The organism is Pseudomonas hefeiensis, assembly GCF_030687835.1.
GTDB lineage: Bacteria > Pseudomonadota > Gammaproteobacteria > Pseudomonadales > Pseudomonadaceae > Aquipseudomonas > Aquipseudomonas hefeiensis.
On record NZ_CP117449.1, the window covers coordinates 3,422,749 to 3,438,386 of the forward strand.

The window sequence follows — 15,638 nt, forward strand, 5'->3', positions numbered from 1 at the left end:
ACCATCGTGGATAAAGCCCCTCGCCACAGCTCCCGGCGTTCGATTTGTAACCAAATAACTCACAATTTTTTCACACCCCTATCGTGATACTCCCGGCCTTTTAAGACTGTTCGGCGCATGCCTGTGGGCCTCTATCAGGTGCCAACGGCTTCGTCGACAAAAAGGCTGGAGCGCTTGATGAGTTTGTTCAAACGCAGCACAACGACTGCGAAAGGTTTCGACTGGGCCGGGTTTGGCTGGCTTTTTCTGTTTTTCTGGTATTTCTCGGGTATTACCCAACTGCTCATACTGGTGACTGACACCTCCGGGTTCACCGGGTTTCGCCAGGCCTTCGTGATGAGCGCACTGTGGCTGGCGCCCATGTTGCTCTTCCCTGCCCGGACCCGCTTGCTTGCCGCATTGATCGGCATCGTGCTGTGGGCCTGTTCCATGGCCAGCCTGGGTTACTTCTTCATCTATCAGCAGGAGTTTTCCCAGAGCGTCATCTTCATCATGTTCGAATCGAACGTGTCCGAAGCCGGCGAGTACATGACGCAGTATTTTGCCTGGTGGATGGTGGCGGCCTTCCTGGCCCACACCGTCGTCGGATATTGGCTCTGGACACGTCTGCGCCCGGTGTATCTGCCCCGCAGCCAAGCCATGCTGGCGGCAACCATGATCGTAGTGGCAGTGGTCGGCTATCCGCTGGTCAAGCATACCCTGCGTGCTGGCACGCTGGCCGGTGGCCTGGAGAAGTTCGAAAGTCGCATCGAACCGGCCGTGCCATGGCAGATGCTGGTGGCGTACCGTCGCTATGGCGAACAGCTGGAAAACATGCAGGGCATGCTTCACAGCGCGAGCAAGATCGCACCGCTGCGCCACCTCAAGGACGCCGCGGCCGACCAGCCCGCCACCCTGGTGCTGGTCATCGGCGAGTCCACCAACCGCCAGCGCATGAGCTTGTACGGCTATCCAAGGAAAACGACGCCGGAGTTGGACAAGCTCAAGGACCAACTCTCGGTTTTCGACAATGTCATCACCCCGCGCCCCTATACCATCGAAGCGCTGCAGCAGGTGCTGACGTTCGCCGATGAGCAGAACCCGGATCTTTACCTGAGTACGCCGTCCCTGGTGAGCATGATGAAGCAGGCGGGCTACAAGACTTTCTGGATCACCAACCAGCAGACCATGACCAAGCGCAACACCATGCTCACAACCTTCTCTCAACAGGCCGATGCGCAGGTATACCTGAACAACAACCGTAACCAGAACGCGGCGCAATACGACGGCGATGTGATCGCCCCGTTCAACCAGGCCCTGGCGGACAGCGCACCGCGCAAACTGATCGTGGTACACCTGCTGGGTACACACATGAGCTACCAGTACCGGTATCCACCGACCTTCAAGAAGTTCACCGACCGTCAGGGCGTACCTGCGGGCGTGCGTGACGATCAGGTTCCGACCTACAACAGTTACGACAACGCGGTGCTGTACAACGACTTCGTGGTCTCCAGCCTGATCAAGGACTACGCCAAAACCGACCCCAATGGCTTTTTGCTGTACCTCTCGGACCATGGCGAAGACGTGTTCGATTCGCCTGGCCATAGCACGCTTGGCCGCAACGAAGGCAAGCCGACCGCGCCGATGTACACGGTTCCGTTTATCGCCTGGGCCTCGCCCAAGTGGCGCGAAACTCATGACTGGAACTTCAGCAGTGACCTGTCACGCCCCTACAGCAGCGCGCACTTGATCCACACCTGGGCAGACCTGGCCGGTTTGAGTTTTGATGAGCTGGACCACAGCAAAAGCCTGGTCAGCGCCGACTTCAAGGCCCGCCCGCTGTTGATCGGCAACCCGTATGAACGCCAGCGCAAGGCCCTGATCGACTTCAGCCTGATGCAACCCAAGGCGCCTGCGGTGCGGGTCGTGCAAAAATAGCCGGAGCACCCTCGCCCGCTACCACAGGGGCGGCCTCTACAGGGGCTTTGTCCAGAACAGCATACGGCCATGGGCCGGGTCGAACATACCTGGGGCAAAGCCAAACCTGGTATAGCTGGCCTGGGCGATGGCATTGCCTTCAAGCACTTCCAGAGTGATTTTGCAGCAACCACGCTGGCGGGCGATATCCTCGACCTTCTGCAGCATCTTCTGGCTCAACCCCAACCCGCGGAACGGCTTCATCACCACCACATCGTGGACATTGACCAGCGGTCTGCAGGCGAAGGTCGAAAAACCTTCGAAGCAATTGACCAGGCCCGCTGGTTCGCCGTTGACGAAAGCCAGTACGCTGAAGGCATGCGGGCGCTTGGCCAGTTCCTCGGGTAGATGCAGCAGCACTTCGGGCGGCAGCGGCTGGCCACCGCCCATTGGATCTTCGGCATAGCCGTTCAGCACATAACAGATTGCTTCGGCGTGGACTGCATTGGTATAGCTGGCTTGTAATACAAGAATGTCCCTGGTTTCTTCCACGGCGTTCCATCTCACGTCGGTATTACCGGCGGCTCCGATGCCGTCGGCGGGATACGGTCAGGCAGACTGACCAAAACGCTGCATTTGCATTTCCTGCAGGCGACTGAGCGTACGACGAAACGGGAACTGCAGATAGCCCTCGGTGTACAACCGCTCCATCGGCACCTGTGCCGAAAGGTACAACGGCACCTTGCGGTCGTAGCATTCATCGACCAGGGCGATGAAACGCCGCACGCCGTCATCATGGATGGACAACTGCGGCAACTCGCGATCGCCGGCCTCGACCCGTTCGACGCCGTCTTCGGTTCCACGGGCAATGCGCCCCTCGCGCTGTTCGGCGCTGAGACTGGGTACGTCGCTGATCAGGATGGCCTTGAAACGGTCGCACAGTGCCATGAAATCCATGGCCGAGTACGGCTGCTCACACATATCCGCGTAACGACTCCACAACACCGTATCGCTGGCCCGCACGGGTTCAAGCAGACGATGACCGACTTCAATCGGCAAACAGTTTGACGCCTGCCCAGCGGTCAACTGGGCGAAAACAGCCGCCAATGGATCGGGTTGCCCAAGGTCGCGTAGCCAATAGCGCTGCTGCAATGCACCCGGATGCTGGCGATGGTCTTGCCATCCGTTGACCGGCACCACCTGCATGTGCTGCTTGATCGCCGTGATGGTCGGCAGGAATCGTTCGCGATTGTGGCCGTTGGCATAAAGCTCCTCGGGCGGCAGATTGGACGTGCTGACCACCACCATGCCCCGTTCGAACATGACCTGAAACAGACGGGACAGAATGATGGCATCGCCGATATCGGTGACGAACAACTCGTCGAAACACAACACCCTGACCTCTTGGCTCAGCTCTGCAGCTAATGCCTGCAAGGGGTCCGGCGTGCCCGTAAGCTGGAACGAGCGCTGATGCACCCAGGCCATGAAATGATGGAAATGCTGCCGACGGCCCGGCACCCTCAGGCTTTCGTAGAAACGGTCCATCAACCAGGTCTTGCCGCGTCCGACCGGCCCCCAGAGATAAACGCCCTGGATCGACTTTCGCCCTTCGTGCAATGCCTGGTGGCACTGTTGCAGAGCCATGATGGCCAGTTCTTGGGCTTCATCCTGGACGAAACCATGGTGTTCGATGGCATGCTGCCAGGCACTCAAGGGGGAGTCGAAAGTCATACAGCCCGGATCCGGAAAACGAGGTCGGGGAGTATGCCATGTTGGCGGCTTTGAGTGAGTGATCCCACCTGCCTGCAAATCCACACGAAACCCTGTGGCGAAGGAGCTTAACCCCTCGCCACAGGCGTGTTGACGAACCAACATGCAAACATCTAGATCGAGATATCCAGCCGGCTGATCTTCCCCTGCTCGTCGAGCCGGAAGGTGTAGCGCAACTCCAGCGGGCTGCCGGGAAAAGTGCCGGAGATCAGGTTATGTACCAGCACCTTGCCGGTGCGTTGCTGCACATTGAGCACCTCAACCCGAGGCTGAAAACGCCGGGCGGTGTCTTCCATCCATTGAGCGATGGCCTGGGTACCGACGCGGTGCTGACCTTCATCGAATACATTGGCATCCTCGGCGAAAAAACGCGTCACCGCCGAACTGTCACGGGCATTGGCGGCCTCAATGTAGCCGGCGATGGCCGGGGCCAGGGAAGAGACGGGATTGGACATGGTGCGGCTCCTTGTTCTATCGATCTGACGCTATGCTAGAACAGCCTTGTGTCAGTTTTTGTCAGGAGTGAAACGCCCCGCTTCGTCCAGTTCCATCAGCTTGAACCAGGCACGCAACAAGTCGCTGCGCCTACCGGGATAGCGCTCGCCCTGCTCGGTGGCAGAAGCAATCCGGTCGGTGCGAAACGTCCGATAGGCGCCGCGTAATTCACACCAGGCAACCACTACCCGCGCTTCATTGAAAAAGCCCAGGGCCAAAGGCCAGATCAAACGCTGGCTGGGGGTTTTATTCACGTCGGCGTAATCAATGTGCAGCTTGGCTTGAGCGCGAATAGCCTGTCGGTACACATTCAGCTCCACCGCATTCTGCGGATAGCCATAGCCTGGCGGCCCGGGCAAAACCGTGGGGTTGCGCAAGGCATCCCGGACTTCAGGCGCCAACACTGCAGCCACCTTGGCCAAAGCGTCGGCGGCGGCCTTGCCCAGCACCTCATCGCCACGCTGATCAACGTAGCGCAGGCCCAGCACAATGGCTTCGATTTCATCCGCCGTGAACATCAGCGGTGGTAGGAACAGGCCACTGCGCAACACATAGCCAATACCCGCCTCGCCCTGGATCGGCGCCCCCAAGGCCGAGAGTTCGGCGATATCACGGTAGAGCGTGCGCTCGGACACTTTCAGCTCGGTCGCCAATGTCGCAGCAGTAACCGGGCAGCGCTTGCCTCGCAAGACTTGCAACAATGTGAGCAGCCGAGTGGTACGCGACACGATGGGCGATCCGCGGAAAAGAATGACGCAGATTAGCAGAGCCTGGTGTCAGAAACTGTCAGGAGCCATGCGCCCTCTCTGGACTGGAAACAGCGTGAGGTGCGGTGGTTTGAGCGGGATGTGGGTTATCGTGCTCAACAGTTCGCCTGCTTGCCCCACCTATTATCGTGAGAGTTGATCCATGCGCAGAGCCCTCGGTTTTTCCCTTTTCCTGATGTTGCTCAGTCTGAGCGCCTGCGCCCTCTTCCCGCACCGCGATCCGCTGAATATCACCGTGGTGGGCATCGAGCCATTGCCCAGCCAGGAGCTGGAGATGCGCTTTGCCGTGAAACTGCGCTTGCAGAACCCAAATGAAACCGCCATCGATTACAACGGTGTCGCGCTGGACCTTGAGGTAAACGGCCGGACACTGGCATCGGGGGTCAGTGATCAGACCGGTTCCATCCCACGGTTCTCCGAAGCGGTGCTGAGCGTGCCGGTGAGCATCTCGGCTTTCTCCGTACTGCGCCAGACGCTCGGCCTGAGCCAGACCCAAAGCCTGGACAACCTGCCTTACGTACTCAAAGGTAAACTGGCGGGTGGACTGTTCGGCACCATGCGCTTCGTTGACCGTGGCACCCTGGATTTGCCGAGTACCGCGGCCACTTGGTAATCAACGGGTAAAACGCACGCCAGGCTTGGCACGTTCGTCGACCACCAATTCGAACACATCCGGCCGGGCGTAATGCCCGACCACGTCATAGTCGTAGCGCGCCGGCACCAGTTCATCGGTATCGATTTCGGCGGTCAATAACCCGGCCGTGCCTTTCAGCGGCCCGGCCAGCACATCCCCCATGGGCCCGACAATCACGCTGCCACCGGCAATCAACGCACGCTCGGCAGGCCAGTTCGCCACGTCAATACCTAACGCCTGAGGCGAAGCCTGAACCTGACAGGCACTGACCACAAAACAGCGACCTTCGTGGGCGATATGGCGCATGGTCACCTGCCACATCTCCCGCTCATCCACCGTCGGCGCACACCAGACCTGCACCCCTTTTGCGTACATCGCGGTGCGCAACAGCGGCATCATGTTCTCCCAACACACCGCAGCGCCCACACGACCGACCTGGCTGTCGATCACCGGTAAAGTCGAGCCGTCGCCCTTACCCCAAATCAGACGCTCGGTGCCGGTGGGCATCAGCTTGCGATGTTTGGCCACCAGACCTGCATCAGGCTCGAAGTACAGGGCGGTGCAATACAAGGTACTGCCGTCGCGCTCAATGACGCCCAATACCAGACTTGCCCCCGTGCGCGCCGAAAGCCCGGCCAACGCCTCGGTTTCACTGCCTGGCACGTCGATAGCGTTGGCAAAATAGCGGGCAAAAGCCTCGCGCCCCTCGGGCAACCGGTATCCCAGTTGAGTGCCGAAACTCTCGCCCTTGGGGTACCCGCCCAGCAGCGCTTCGGGCATCACCACCAGACGAGCACCGGCCTGGCGTATGGCATCTTCATAGGAAAGGATCTGCGCCAGGGTGTCAGCTTTGCCGCCGGGCAACGAACCGATCTGCAGGGCAGCCACAATGGATTTGGGCATAGTTTTGAACTCCTTGATCATCAGGTGTTGCTGATTCTCAGGCGGCGGTCGATGATGAATAAAGCCCCATACGCTGCTAAATGATATGAGCCTTATGAATATCGTGGATGTCGACCTTAATCTGCTGAAGACCTTCGAAGCCCTGCACGATGAATCCAGCGCCAGCCGCGCTGCGCTGCGCCTGGGCGTGACCCAGTCGGCCATCAGCGCGGCCCTGCGCAGGCTTCGAAATATGTATGACGATCAGTTGTTTGTGCGCACCGGCCGCGGCCTGGCACCGACCCTACGGGCCAATCAGCTCAAACCGGTGATCAGCGACGCATTGAATAAATGTCGCCAGAGCCTGGCGATGGTTGACCCTGGCGCCAGTCATTACGAGGGCCGCTCGGTCATCGTCGGGCTGTCCGATGATTTCGAAATTGCCCATGGCCGAGGCTTGATCGAGGAAGTGGCACGACGTGCGCCGGGGCTGCGATTGATTTTCCGCCAGACTCATAGCCAGATCGTCGGCCGGGCCCTGATGGAGCGCAGCTTCGATCTGGCGATCACCGCGGGAGGTTTTACCGAACGCTTGCTCAGCCGCCAGGTATTGGGCGAAGGCGACTACGCCTGTCTTGTCGACCCGACCAGTCTGACGCAAGACCAGCAGGCCCTCACCCTGGCGGAGTTCGTGGCCCGCGAGCATCTGCTCGTGTCTTCGGGTGGGTTCATTGGCATCACCGACGAAGGGCTGGCCGGGCTTGGCCTGAGCCGGCGGGTGTGTGCCTCGACTACCCACTTTGCGGCCCTGCCGTTCTTGCTCAAGGGCAGCCAGGCCGTGGCGACCATTCCGCTGCATGCCGCCCGGGCGATCGCCTCGCTCAGTGGCCTGGCGTTGCTGCCCTGCCCCCTGGACCTGCCCCGCTACCCTATAGAACTGGGCTGGCGAACCCATACACAGATGGATCCAGCCGTGACCAAGGTGCGCGAGGCCATCATCGAGAGCTTTGCCTAAAGGTCTAAGCTTTGCCTAAAGGTCTATTTGTTGGCGGCCATCAGACGATTGACTTCACTGCGCACCATGTTGGCGTACTCGGGCGGCGACATGCCGTCCAGTTCGGCACGCACCCATTCGGACCACTTGCCCTTGCGCTTGGAACGCTCGCCGAACAAGCGGGCGGCGTCGCCCTTGGCCTTGCCCAGATTGTTTTGCCACAGTTCAAAGAGTCGGGACTTTTCGTCTTCCAGTGCCGCACGCTCGGCCAGGGGCTTGTCAGCCAGATTGAAACTCATGGGAATTACCTGTTGCGTAAATAAGCGCCATCTTACACCTTGAAGAGACGCGTCTTAACCACGTTTTATGATCCACAGTGCTGCCGATGCCACACGTTGCAACTTTTGCCCAAGGGCAGCACTCCATTGTTCACTGCCATCATCAGCAAGGAGTATCTCAATGGCTCGCAAAAGCACGCTGCAAGGGAATGGAGAGCAAATCAAGGATCAAGCCTTCAGCGAACTGAAGGCTTTGATTGAAGAGTCGGAAAAGCTGCTTAAAAGCAGCGCCTCGCTGGTCGGCGAAGACGCTGAAAACCTGCGCGACCAGATCTCCCAGAAGCTGCAACAAGCCCTGGATTCGGTTGCCAGCGCGCGGGAGCGGACCCGTCCGATGGTTGATGCCACCGAAGTCTATATCGGCGGACATCCATGGCAGACCGTGGCCATTTCCGCAGGCTTCGGGCTGGTGGTGGGTTTGTTGCTCGGACGGCGTTAATCGATTGGTAAAAAACTTGTTTGAATGATCACCGATAGCGCGGCGAGGGGATTTATCCTCTCGCCATTGATATGTGATCGCCACGCCCTCATCCGAAACCGAATTACAACCCCGCCAGCTCCCGCAACTGCGCCAATGTCTGCTCATCCAGGGTAATTCCCTGCGCATTGGATTTGCTGCGTTCGCTATGCCGACGATCACCCGGCAACCTTCGTAACCCGACACCATGCATCTGTCTGACCAGCTCCTGACTGCGCTCGGCAAAGTTCTGCCCGGCGGCCTTGCTCGGGTCGATCACGATCAGCAACTGACCGGTCCACGGTGTCTTGGCCCCAGGATGGTTGTGCCAATCGAACTCAAAGGAAAAGTTGCCACCGGTCAGGGCCGCCGCCAACAACTCGACCATCATCGACAACGCCGACCCCTTGTGCCCGCCAAAAGGCAGGAGCGCCCCGCCCTCGAGAATCGCCTTCGGATCGCAAGTCGGCTGACCGAGGCTGTCCACCCCCATTCCGGGCGGTAACGATTCGCCCTTGCGTGCAGCAATCTGCACATCACCGTGGGCGATAGCGCTCGTGGCCAAGTCGAAGACAATCGGCTCACCGTCGGCCCGTGGCGCTGCGAAGGCAATGGGATTGGTACCAAAGAGTGGCCGGTCAGCACCGTGAGGCACCACGCACGTCATGCTGTTGACCACGCTCAATGCCACCAGGCCTTCGTAGGCAAACGGTTCGACATCCGGCCAAAGGGCAGCGAAATGGTGGGAGTTACGAATCGCCAACACCGCAATCCCGGCGCTGCGGGCCTTGGCCACCAACAACGGACGCGCGGCGGCCAGAGCCGGCTGGGCGAAACCGTTACCGGCGTCCACGCGTACAAACCCCGATGCCACGTCTTCGACCGTTGGCACTGCCTGACCATTGACCCATCCACTTTGCAGGGTCGAGACATAACCGGGAATGCGAAACACCCCATGACTGTGGGCTCCGTCGCGTTCAGCCCCGGCGCAGTTTTCGGCCAGGGCCCGGGCAACCTCGGCCGACGTGCCGTGTCGCAGAAAAATCTTCTCCAGCAAGCTCACCAAAGCGGCAAAAGACAGGGGGCTTGAAGCATGATCGGATAGCGCAGACATCTGAAGCTCCAGAATGATTGTTGGAGGTAGCAACAGCGTAAGTAAGTAGGACCAGCAGGCTGATTAAACACCGCTTCACCGTCGCAGCAAAGCGGGCTGGCGCAGGATTACGCTGATCACCGCGCTCACGTGCGATAACTATGTACCACCTTTGCTCATTGATCGTTGCCTAGTCTGGCCGCTCATCCACGAATGTGCCGCCTCACGGCGCCTTGAGCGAGAAGCAACGATGACCATTGAAACCACGCCGCTATTATTTCCTGAGGTATTGGACGCCAATAGTCTGGACGACTTGAACGACTCCCACGGATTGACGCAGACAGACCTTGACTGGTTACGCCACGCTTCCCTGCCCAGTCACACGTTACGCGCCGCACAGACGCCCCCCATGTCGGCCGAAACGATTCTCCTGGAGATCGAGGGAAAGCCCCCGATCCCGCTGGCCGGCTGCTTTATGCTCAAAGCCCTGCCAGATGCAGATGCACCACAGACCAGGCCGGCATTCCTCTACACGCCGTATGGTGGAATCAAAAAATTCAACAGCCCCGAATCGCTCGAAGAGGAGATTGCGCAGATACTGGAGAGTCCAGCAGAACGTGACGAATTTTTTCGCCTGTTATCAATTACCCAACGCGCCGAACTCAACAGCACATCCGTGATCAGGAGTACCCGGCAGACCATCGACGGTGATGTTTTCACAACCCTGGTTGAATCGGTTGAATACGCTCAAGGGCAAAATGCCCGGGCAGTGGTGGATGAACTGGTCAAATTACCCTCCCTCAGATCGATGCTTGACGACGCATTGAACGAGGTACTGTCGAACTTTGATCATAGACAGGTCCGCGTAACAATGAGCACAGGGAGTAGCGCGGGCAGTGCGAATGCAAGTCAGCTGACTAAAAGCATGACCCTGAGCGACGCGGTCCTGATCTACTTCCACAATCAGGGGCGGCCCGCCGGGCATGACGTTGATTTCATTCACCCGCAAATAAATGTATCGCCCCAGAACACGCGCCAGTGGCAGAACCTATTGAAGGTCACCGCCAGCAACCTGATTCCCAAGCTCACCCAGTGCATCGAAACCTACTGGGATGCAACCGCCCCCTTGCATACCTCACGCCGGCGCTTTCTTTCGCAAGTCCTCAGCGATGCGCTACGAGCGACGATCCTGATCATGCGGGAAAAGAGGCAACTTACTGATGCGCAAAGCCGGGAGCTGCATCGGCTGTACAGGCCGTCTCGCCCGGACGAGCCGCTTCTGTTCGTCGAGACACTTCGTCTTTGGGAATATGCGCCGCTTTATGTAGAACCCGCGGGATCCTTGATGATCAGCGGCAAAGGACACTACCTCTATACCCCCAGTCACGGTCTTCAGAAAGTAGACAACTATCTGGGTTTCAAAGATGCGCTGCTCGACACACCCGCCCGTGCTGCGCGAAAAGAACAGCTCTACAGCCTGCTGAGCCTGGAAGAGCGCAATCGTTTTCTGCGCCTTGACGATCCCCAAGTGTCAGGTAAGTCGGTGGCCTGGCCGGTGTTCGGCTCGCTGGCCGATGCAATCATTGGCAAGCAGCTGGAAAACCTTCACTTCGCAATGGAAATGTCCCGCCAGGGAGATGTAGACGTCCATGCACTCGTGGACAAGGCGCTGGACATACGCACCTTGATCAGCAAAAGCCTGCTCAGTCAAAACGCCGATGGACATTGGGGGACGCAACCCGCTTTCTTCGGAGACCTGCGTCCGTCCAACTTCATGGCTGATCAACTGGAGAGGAAGGTCAAGAGCTATCTCAGTGTCGAAGAGGCTTTGAATGCCGAGTTCAGCCAATTACCACTTTCCAACGAAATCTCACTGCGTTTCGCGTTGAGAGGTCTTCTTCCGGAACTGACCAACGTTTTTTCCCTGGGAATACGTGCAGAGGCAGAGCTAAGAGAACTCAACGCAACGCTACCGCCCGCCGCGCGCGACCTCATCGCAACTGTCTTTGCCTTTGATTCCGAATACCCTGACCGCATTCACCGTGTCGGGGTCAAAGGCTTCCGGCCTGATGTCTATTCGTTGAGGCTGGCATGCACCGAAGAAGGCGAAACGGTCTCCCTGCCCTTGGCCAATTGTTTCCTGTTGACCGAACGTGGCGGGCTGGACACACCTTATTCGGGGCTGGGAATTCTCTGGACGCCTGCCGAAGGTTTGCAGGCATTTGCATCAGTCGAGCTTGCCACAAAGCAATTGAATCGACATTTGCTCGATTCACAAAAGCGCTTTGGTTGGCTCGCCAACCTCCCTCCCTCACACCGCAAGCCCCATGGGCGCTATCAACTTGATGTATTTGAGCTTATCGAAGACAACGTACTGCTCAATAGAATGAATTCGTTCATCACACTGTTCGAGGCCGAACATGGGTACTTGAGCACATTAAAGAGCGGGGACTGGCAGCTGGCAGGGCCTGAGCGGGTAAAAAGCCTTGAAGCATTGCTTGAAAAAGGTGCTCCCACCAATCTGACACGCGCCAGACGCATAGCCCAGGCCATCCGTTGGCAACAGAAACTCCCCGCCTGGCTCGGCACCGCCTCTCTTGAAGAACAAAGCCTGCAGATTGACCTGCTTGAGCAATACAGAAGCAGTGTGGCCGATGACAAGGATTACCTGGACGGTATCGAGTCGCTACACGGCTATGTGAATAAAAGGCTCAAAGCGCTTCTGGAGGCACGTTTTGCCGTAAAGGACCTGGATCCCGACACCCTGCAGATCACGCCGAACCTTGCGTTGTCGGGGCCCGCCAGCACCTTGACCGAGTTCGCCCTGAATCATGCCGATATCACTCAAAAGACCGGATTCAAGGTGTCCTCGACTTCCGGGCGCAAGTTGCCCGACAGCTTGAATGAGAGCGCTGTCAGGCAGATTCTGTTGTCATTGGACATCCCGACCGCCTATAAAAAAACCGTGCTGGACGAACTCTCCGACACCACAGTCGATGGCCAGAAAAGAAAACAACGATTTCACCGGCAGTTACCCTGGCAACTGTTGCAGCACGCTCACGCATTGCATCTACAACAGCATCTTTCTCCTGCAGCATTTGACTTGATTCGCCAGGTACTGGACATGCCGGACGCCATCGCTCGCCAGGCAGTGGAAGGCGCCAGCGCGTTGATTCGTCCACTGGAGCTGATCAAAACCGAAGGGACTGCAGCGATCAAGGCACTGGGACTCTATCTGATCGGATCGAGTAACGATGACAAAGCCCCCCACGTGCTGTACTCCCCCTATCACGCGGGCCATAACTTCACCGAGTTCAAGGACCAGGCCAGCATCGTTGCCGCACTGAACACGCCGGGAGCCCTTCAGGACCTGTTGATTCGTCGACTTCCCGAAACCCAGCAGGCCACGTTCAAGAACCTGTTCGCTGCCACGGTCGGCTCCCTATCGGAAATCACCCTGGCCTCCAATCCGATCAAGACAAATCTGTTCGACACGTTGTTCGACGACAATACAACCCTGCTATCCCACATGTTGACCGCCCAAATGGATAAAAAACGTCAGTTTGACTGGGAAACGGTCCTGCACCTGTTCAGCGCCGGCGTCAAGTTGGTGGGGAGACAATTACAGGGCAAACTGACGTTTATCGAAACGCTTTGGGACAGTTATCAAGACTTCAAGGCCTCTGCGCAATCCCTGCAGCAGCATGACTGGAAGGCAGGTTTGCACGACTTCATCGCCGGCGCGGCGGAGATGGTCTCCCTGGGTTTCTTGAATCGCGACGACACCTTTGGCCTGCTCGACCCGATAGGCCCCCTCGCGCAGAACGCAGCTGCGCCGGCCCCGCCCCATTGGAAGGACATCGCCTCCACCGCGCCAGCGCGCACCAACCTGCGGGCCTTCGAAGCCACGGATGTAAGCCTGCAGGATTTGCAGAAAAACGCGATCGACGGCACCTACAGGTCGCCACGATCCGACAAGCTATATGCGCCTGTTGCCGGCATCGTCTTTCAGGTGGCCAAAGCCAATCAGGTCTGGCGCGTGGTCCACGAACAGGGAGAGGGCCCAATACTGAGACACTCGCCTGATAGCCAGCAGTGGACCATAGATCCACAACGGCAGACCATTCGCTACGGCAAGGTGATGTCAACGCTGGCCAGCTCCTACAGCGACTACAAGGCTTCAACGTCGCTCAACATTGAGGCGCGTGGCATGGCGCAAATACGCCGGAATTACCCGGCCTACGCGAACATGATTGTTCAAGCCCTGGAAGTGGCAAGGTATTACTCGTTCAACGCCCTGCATAATCTCGATCAAGTTAAACACCAGGTCCTGCCAGGCTCACGGTTGGATACTTTTCTGAAATCGTTCTTTGGGGTGAAAAAAGTCGATGCCAGCCTGATCAAAAAAATACACACTGCGGTCTCGCCGCTATGCCAGGCATTGGCCGACCCGTCCTGGGAAAAACGCAACGCCAAGCGCCTTGTGATCGGCAGTTTGAAATACACCGACGATAGAGCGACTGCATTCGTGCTCGAACCTGAAGCGGCAGGAAGGATCTATCTCACCCAGTATTTCTTCGAGGTCGGGCTGGATTGGTACAAGGACGCGGTACCAGACTCCTTCAATGTCGACGCCCACGCCCAGGCCGCGGTGCTTATCCACGAAGTTTCTCATCAGCTTTTCGACACGCTCGACATTGTTTATCTGGACGCGGCACTCCCGTTCCTGGACTTGATTTCCAACGCCACTCAGTTCGGATATTCAAAATACAATGATCAAAAGGACCAGCAACGCAACGGGCTGTCATTGACCACGCCACGATCCAAACTGTTCATGGCTTGGGACAGCGCAACCGGCGGGCTCAAGAGCCTGGAGCTTTTCCCTGAGCATCGCGATATGGCCCGGGAGATCCTGAAGATGACCGGCGCCAGAACCATGAGCGAGGCACGCAGTATCTTTCTGGATCCAGATTCATCGGCAGGACGCATCGACGTTATCTTGCGAAACGCCGATTCCATGACGCTGCTCATCTGTGAGCTGGGACGTCAGCTTGACTCCCCCCCGATGAGTCCTGCTACCACGTCTTAAACGGTGGCTCTGCGATCAGTGCAGCGGGTTAATTGATCTTTTTTTCACGCGATTCATGCCACGCTATGACCACGACATAACGGTGTCCGAGCCTTTGACCGGAAAAAACAGGCTCATTTTGATGTGCAAACGCCATGATGGCGGTTCTCGACAGGTCATGCCGAAGGTTAGAATGCGGCAAACCAGGAAGAGTCAATGACCGAACATACACTCTCGGAAGCCGAATACGACGCCATTACCGATGCGGCCGCGCATTGGTGCATGCGTTTGCACGCCGTCGACTGCACCGACGCTGAACGGCTGGCGTTCAAGCAATGGCACGATGCCGATCCCCTGCACGCCTTCGAATACCAAGCCATGCTGGAGATCTGGGCCGTGGCCGATCATCTTCCGCGTGTCGAAGCGGCACCATCCCCCGCTCCAATACCGCGACCTCGGTCGCGCTGGAGTCGGTTGGCTGTCGCAGCCGCAGTGCTTGTGCTGGGTGTGCCCCTGGCCGCCTACACGGGCTGGCACCTGGGCTGGGTTGCCAACTCCTACGAACGATTCGAAGCCGATGCAAACGTACGCCACATCACCTTGGGTGACGGTAGCCAGGTAGAACTTAATCTGGGCAGTGAACTGGTGTTTGCCAATTACAAGAATGAGCGTCGGGTGACGCTGAAAAAGGGCGAGGCGTTTTTCGACGTCAGCCATGACACACAACACCCATTCGTTGTTCGGGCGGGCCAGGGCCAGGTGCGCGTGACCGGCACCCGCTTCAATGTATGGATGTATCAGGATCAGGTCCGGGTGACGCTGGTGGAGGGCTCGGTATGGGTGACCAGCAACCAGGCGCTTGCCGGTAACGGCTCGCAACTGTCGCCGGGCATGCAGGCCAGCTACAAAGCCGGCGACTACCAACCACAAATCCGTGAAGTCGCCCCAAATGACAGCTCACTGGCGTGGCGCAACGGCAAGCTGGTGCTGGACAACCTTGCCCTCAGCGATGCGCTCCCGCTGATCAATCGTTATCTCGAACATCCCGTCATGCTGGCCGACAACAGCACTGGCGCCCTGCGTATCGGTGGTATCTACAACCTGAACGAGGTGAAGAACCTTGTGCCTTCGTTGCCCAAAGTCCTGCCGGTTTACCTGACGCAGAACAAGGACGGCAATCCAGTCCTCAACTCCATCGGTCAACGGCCGTCCAACTGAAAAAGCCGCGACCTGATCAGGTCGCG

At 58.2% G+C, this 15,638-nt stretch carries 13 protein-coding genes; 6 read left to right on the plus strand and 7 right to left on the minus strand.

What is annotated here, in order from left to right; genetic code table 11:
- Nucleotides 1–177: 177 nt before the first annotated feature.
- On the plus strand, nucleotides 178–1,917 hold the full coding sequence (locus tag PSH57_RS15110) for a phosphoethanolamine transferase CptA (RefSeq protein WP_305383787.1): 1,740 nt from the start codon (nucleotides 178–180) through the stop codon (nucleotides 1,915–1,917).
- Between the two features lie 36 nt (nucleotides 1,918–1,953).
- On the opposite strand, the gene PSH57_RS15115 is transcribed toward PSH57_RS15110, so the two are convergent.
- The 4 genes from PSH57_RS15115 to PSH57_RS15130 form a co-directional block, all read right to left on the minus strand.
- The gene (locus PSH57_RS15115) at nucleotides 1,954–2,448 is read right to left on the minus strand and encodes a GNAT family N-acetyltransferase (RefSeq protein WP_305383789.1); all 495 of its coding nucleotides are present in this window, start codon (nucleotides 2,446–2,448) and stop codon (nucleotides 1,954–1,956) included.
- A 57-nt stretch (nucleotides 2,449–2,505) separates the two neighbouring features.
- On the minus strand, nucleotides 2,506–3,627 hold the full coding sequence (gene zapE / locus PSH57_RS15120; RefSeq protein ID WP_305383790.1) for a cell division protein ZapE: 1,122 nt from the start codon (nucleotides 3,625–3,627) through the stop codon (nucleotides 2,506–2,508).
- 152 nt (nucleotides 3,628–3,779) lie between these two features.
- Nucleotides 3,780–4,121, minus strand: coding sequence for a nuclear transport factor 2 family protein (locus tag PSH57_RS15125; protein ID WP_305383791.1), 342 nt, complete (start codon nucleotides 4,119–4,121; stop codon nucleotides 3,780–3,782).
- A gap of 51 nt (nucleotides 4,122–4,172) precedes the next feature.
- Nucleotides 4,173–4,889 carry a helix-turn-helix transcriptional regulator gene (locus tag PSH57_RS15130; protein ID WP_305383794.1) on the minus strand — a complete coding sequence of 239 codons (717 nt, stop codon included), beginning with the start codon at nucleotides 4,887–4,889 and terminating at the stop codon, nucleotides 4,173–4,175.
- Between the two features lie 181 nt (nucleotides 4,890–5,070).
- Between PSH57_RS15130 and PSH57_RS15135 the strand changes: the two genes are divergently transcribed.
- Nucleotides 5,071–5,541 (plus strand): LEA/WHy family protein, encoded by a 471-nt coding sequence (locus PSH57_RS15135; protein WP_305383797.1) that lies wholly within the window; start codon nucleotides 5,071–5,073, stop codon nucleotides 5,539–5,541.
- On the opposite strand, the gene PSH57_RS15140 is transcribed toward PSH57_RS15135, so the two are convergent.
- Nucleotides 5,542–6,465 (minus strand): carbon-nitrogen hydrolase family protein, encoded by a 924-nt coding sequence (locus tag PSH57_RS15140; RefSeq protein ID WP_305383799.1) that lies wholly within the window; start codon nucleotides 6,463–6,465, stop codon nucleotides 5,542–5,544.
- Between the two features lie 94 nt (nucleotides 6,466–6,559).
- Here PSH57_RS15140 and PSH57_RS15145 point away from each other — a divergent pair, with 94 nt between their 5' ends.
- On the plus strand, nucleotides 6,560–7,459 hold the full coding sequence (locus PSH57_RS15145) for a LysR family transcriptional regulator (RefSeq protein WP_305383802.1): 900 nt from the start codon (nucleotides 6,560–6,562) through the stop codon (nucleotides 7,457–7,459).
- A gap of 23 nt (nucleotides 7,460–7,482) precedes the next feature.
- Here PSH57_RS15145 and PSH57_RS15150 read toward each other — a convergent pair whose 3' ends face one another.
- Nucleotides 7,483–7,737 (minus strand): hypothetical protein, encoded by a 255-nt coding sequence (locus PSH57_RS15150; RefSeq protein WP_076384979.1) that lies wholly within the window; start codon nucleotides 7,735–7,737, stop codon nucleotides 7,483–7,485.
- 160 nt (nucleotides 7,738–7,897) lie between these two features.
- Here PSH57_RS15150 and PSH57_RS15155 point away from each other — a divergent pair, with 160 nt between their 5' ends.
- Nucleotides 7,898–8,215 carry an ElaB/YgaM/YqjD family protein gene (locus PSH57_RS15155; protein WP_047226556.1) on the plus strand — a complete coding sequence of 106 codons (318 nt, stop codon included), beginning with the start codon at nucleotides 7,898–7,900 and terminating at the stop codon, nucleotides 8,213–8,215.
- A 103-nt stretch (nucleotides 8,216–8,318) separates the two neighbouring features.
- On the opposite strand, the gene PSH57_RS15160 is transcribed toward PSH57_RS15155, so the two are convergent.
- Nucleotides 8,319–9,347, minus strand: coding sequence for an Ldh family oxidoreductase (locus tag PSH57_RS15160; protein WP_305383811.1), 1,029 nt, complete (start codon nucleotides 9,345–9,347; stop codon nucleotides 8,319–8,321).
- 229 nt (nucleotides 9,348–9,576) lie between these two features.
- On the opposite strand from PSH57_RS15160, the gene PSH57_RS15165 reads away from it, so the two are divergent.
- Together PSH57_RS15165 and PSH57_RS15170 are read left to right on the plus strand one after the other, a co-directional pair.
- Nucleotides 9,577–14,415 (plus strand): dermonecrotic toxin domain-containing protein, encoded by a 4,839-nt coding sequence (locus PSH57_RS15165; protein WP_305383814.1) that lies wholly within the window; start codon nucleotides 9,577–9,579, stop codon nucleotides 14,413–14,415.
- A gap of 195 nt (nucleotides 14,416–14,610) precedes the next feature.
- Nucleotides 14,611–15,612 carry a FecR family protein gene (locus PSH57_RS15170; protein ID WP_305383816.1) on the plus strand — a complete coding sequence of 334 codons (1,002 nt, stop codon included), beginning with the start codon at nucleotides 14,611–14,613 and terminating at the stop codon, nucleotides 15,610–15,612.
- Nucleotides 15,613–15,638: the final 26 nt, after the last annotated feature.

Coding starts and splice junctions, on each gene's coding strand:
- PSH57_RS15110 (WP_305383787.1), top strand. CDS start 178: ATGAGTTTGTTCAAACGCAGCACAACGACTGCGAAAGGTTTCGACTGG.
- zapE (WP_305383790.1), bottom strand. CDS start 3,627: ATGACTTTCGACTCCCCCTTGAGTGCCTGGCAGCATGCCATCGAACAC.
- PSH57_RS15125 (WP_305383791.1), bottom strand. CDS start 4,121: ATGTCCAATCCCGTCTCTTCCCTGGCCCCGGCCATCGCCGGCTACATT.
- PSH57_RS15135 (WP_305383797.1), top strand. CDS start 5,071: ATGCGCAGAGCCCTCGGTTTTTCCCTTTTCCTGATGTTGCTCAGTCTG.
- PSH57_RS15140 (WP_305383799.1), bottom strand. CDS start 6,465: ATGCCCAAATCCATTGTGGCTGCCCTGCAGATCGGTTCGTTGCCCGGC.
- PSH57_RS15145 (WP_305383802.1), top strand. CDS start 6,560: ATGAATATCGTGGATGTCGACCTTAATCTGCTGAAGACCTTCGAAGCC.
- PSH57_RS15150 (WP_076384979.1), bottom strand. CDS start 7,737: ATGAGTTTCAATCTGGCTGACAAGCCCCTGGCCGAGCGTGCGGCACTG.
- PSH57_RS15155 (WP_047226556.1), top strand. CDS start 7,898: ATGGCTCGCAAAAGCACGCTGCAAGGGAATGGAGAGCAAATCAAGGAT.
- PSH57_RS15160 (WP_305383811.1), bottom strand. CDS start 9,347: ATGTCTGCGCTATCCGATCATGCTTCAAGCCCCCTGTCTTTTGCCGCT.
- PSH57_RS15165 (WP_305383814.1), top strand. CDS start 9,577: ATGACCATTGAAACCACGCCGCTATTATTTCCTGAGGTATTGGACGCC.
- PSH57_RS15170 (WP_305383816.1), top strand. CDS start 14,611: ATGACCGAACATACACTCTCGGAAGCCGAATACGACGCCATTACCGAT.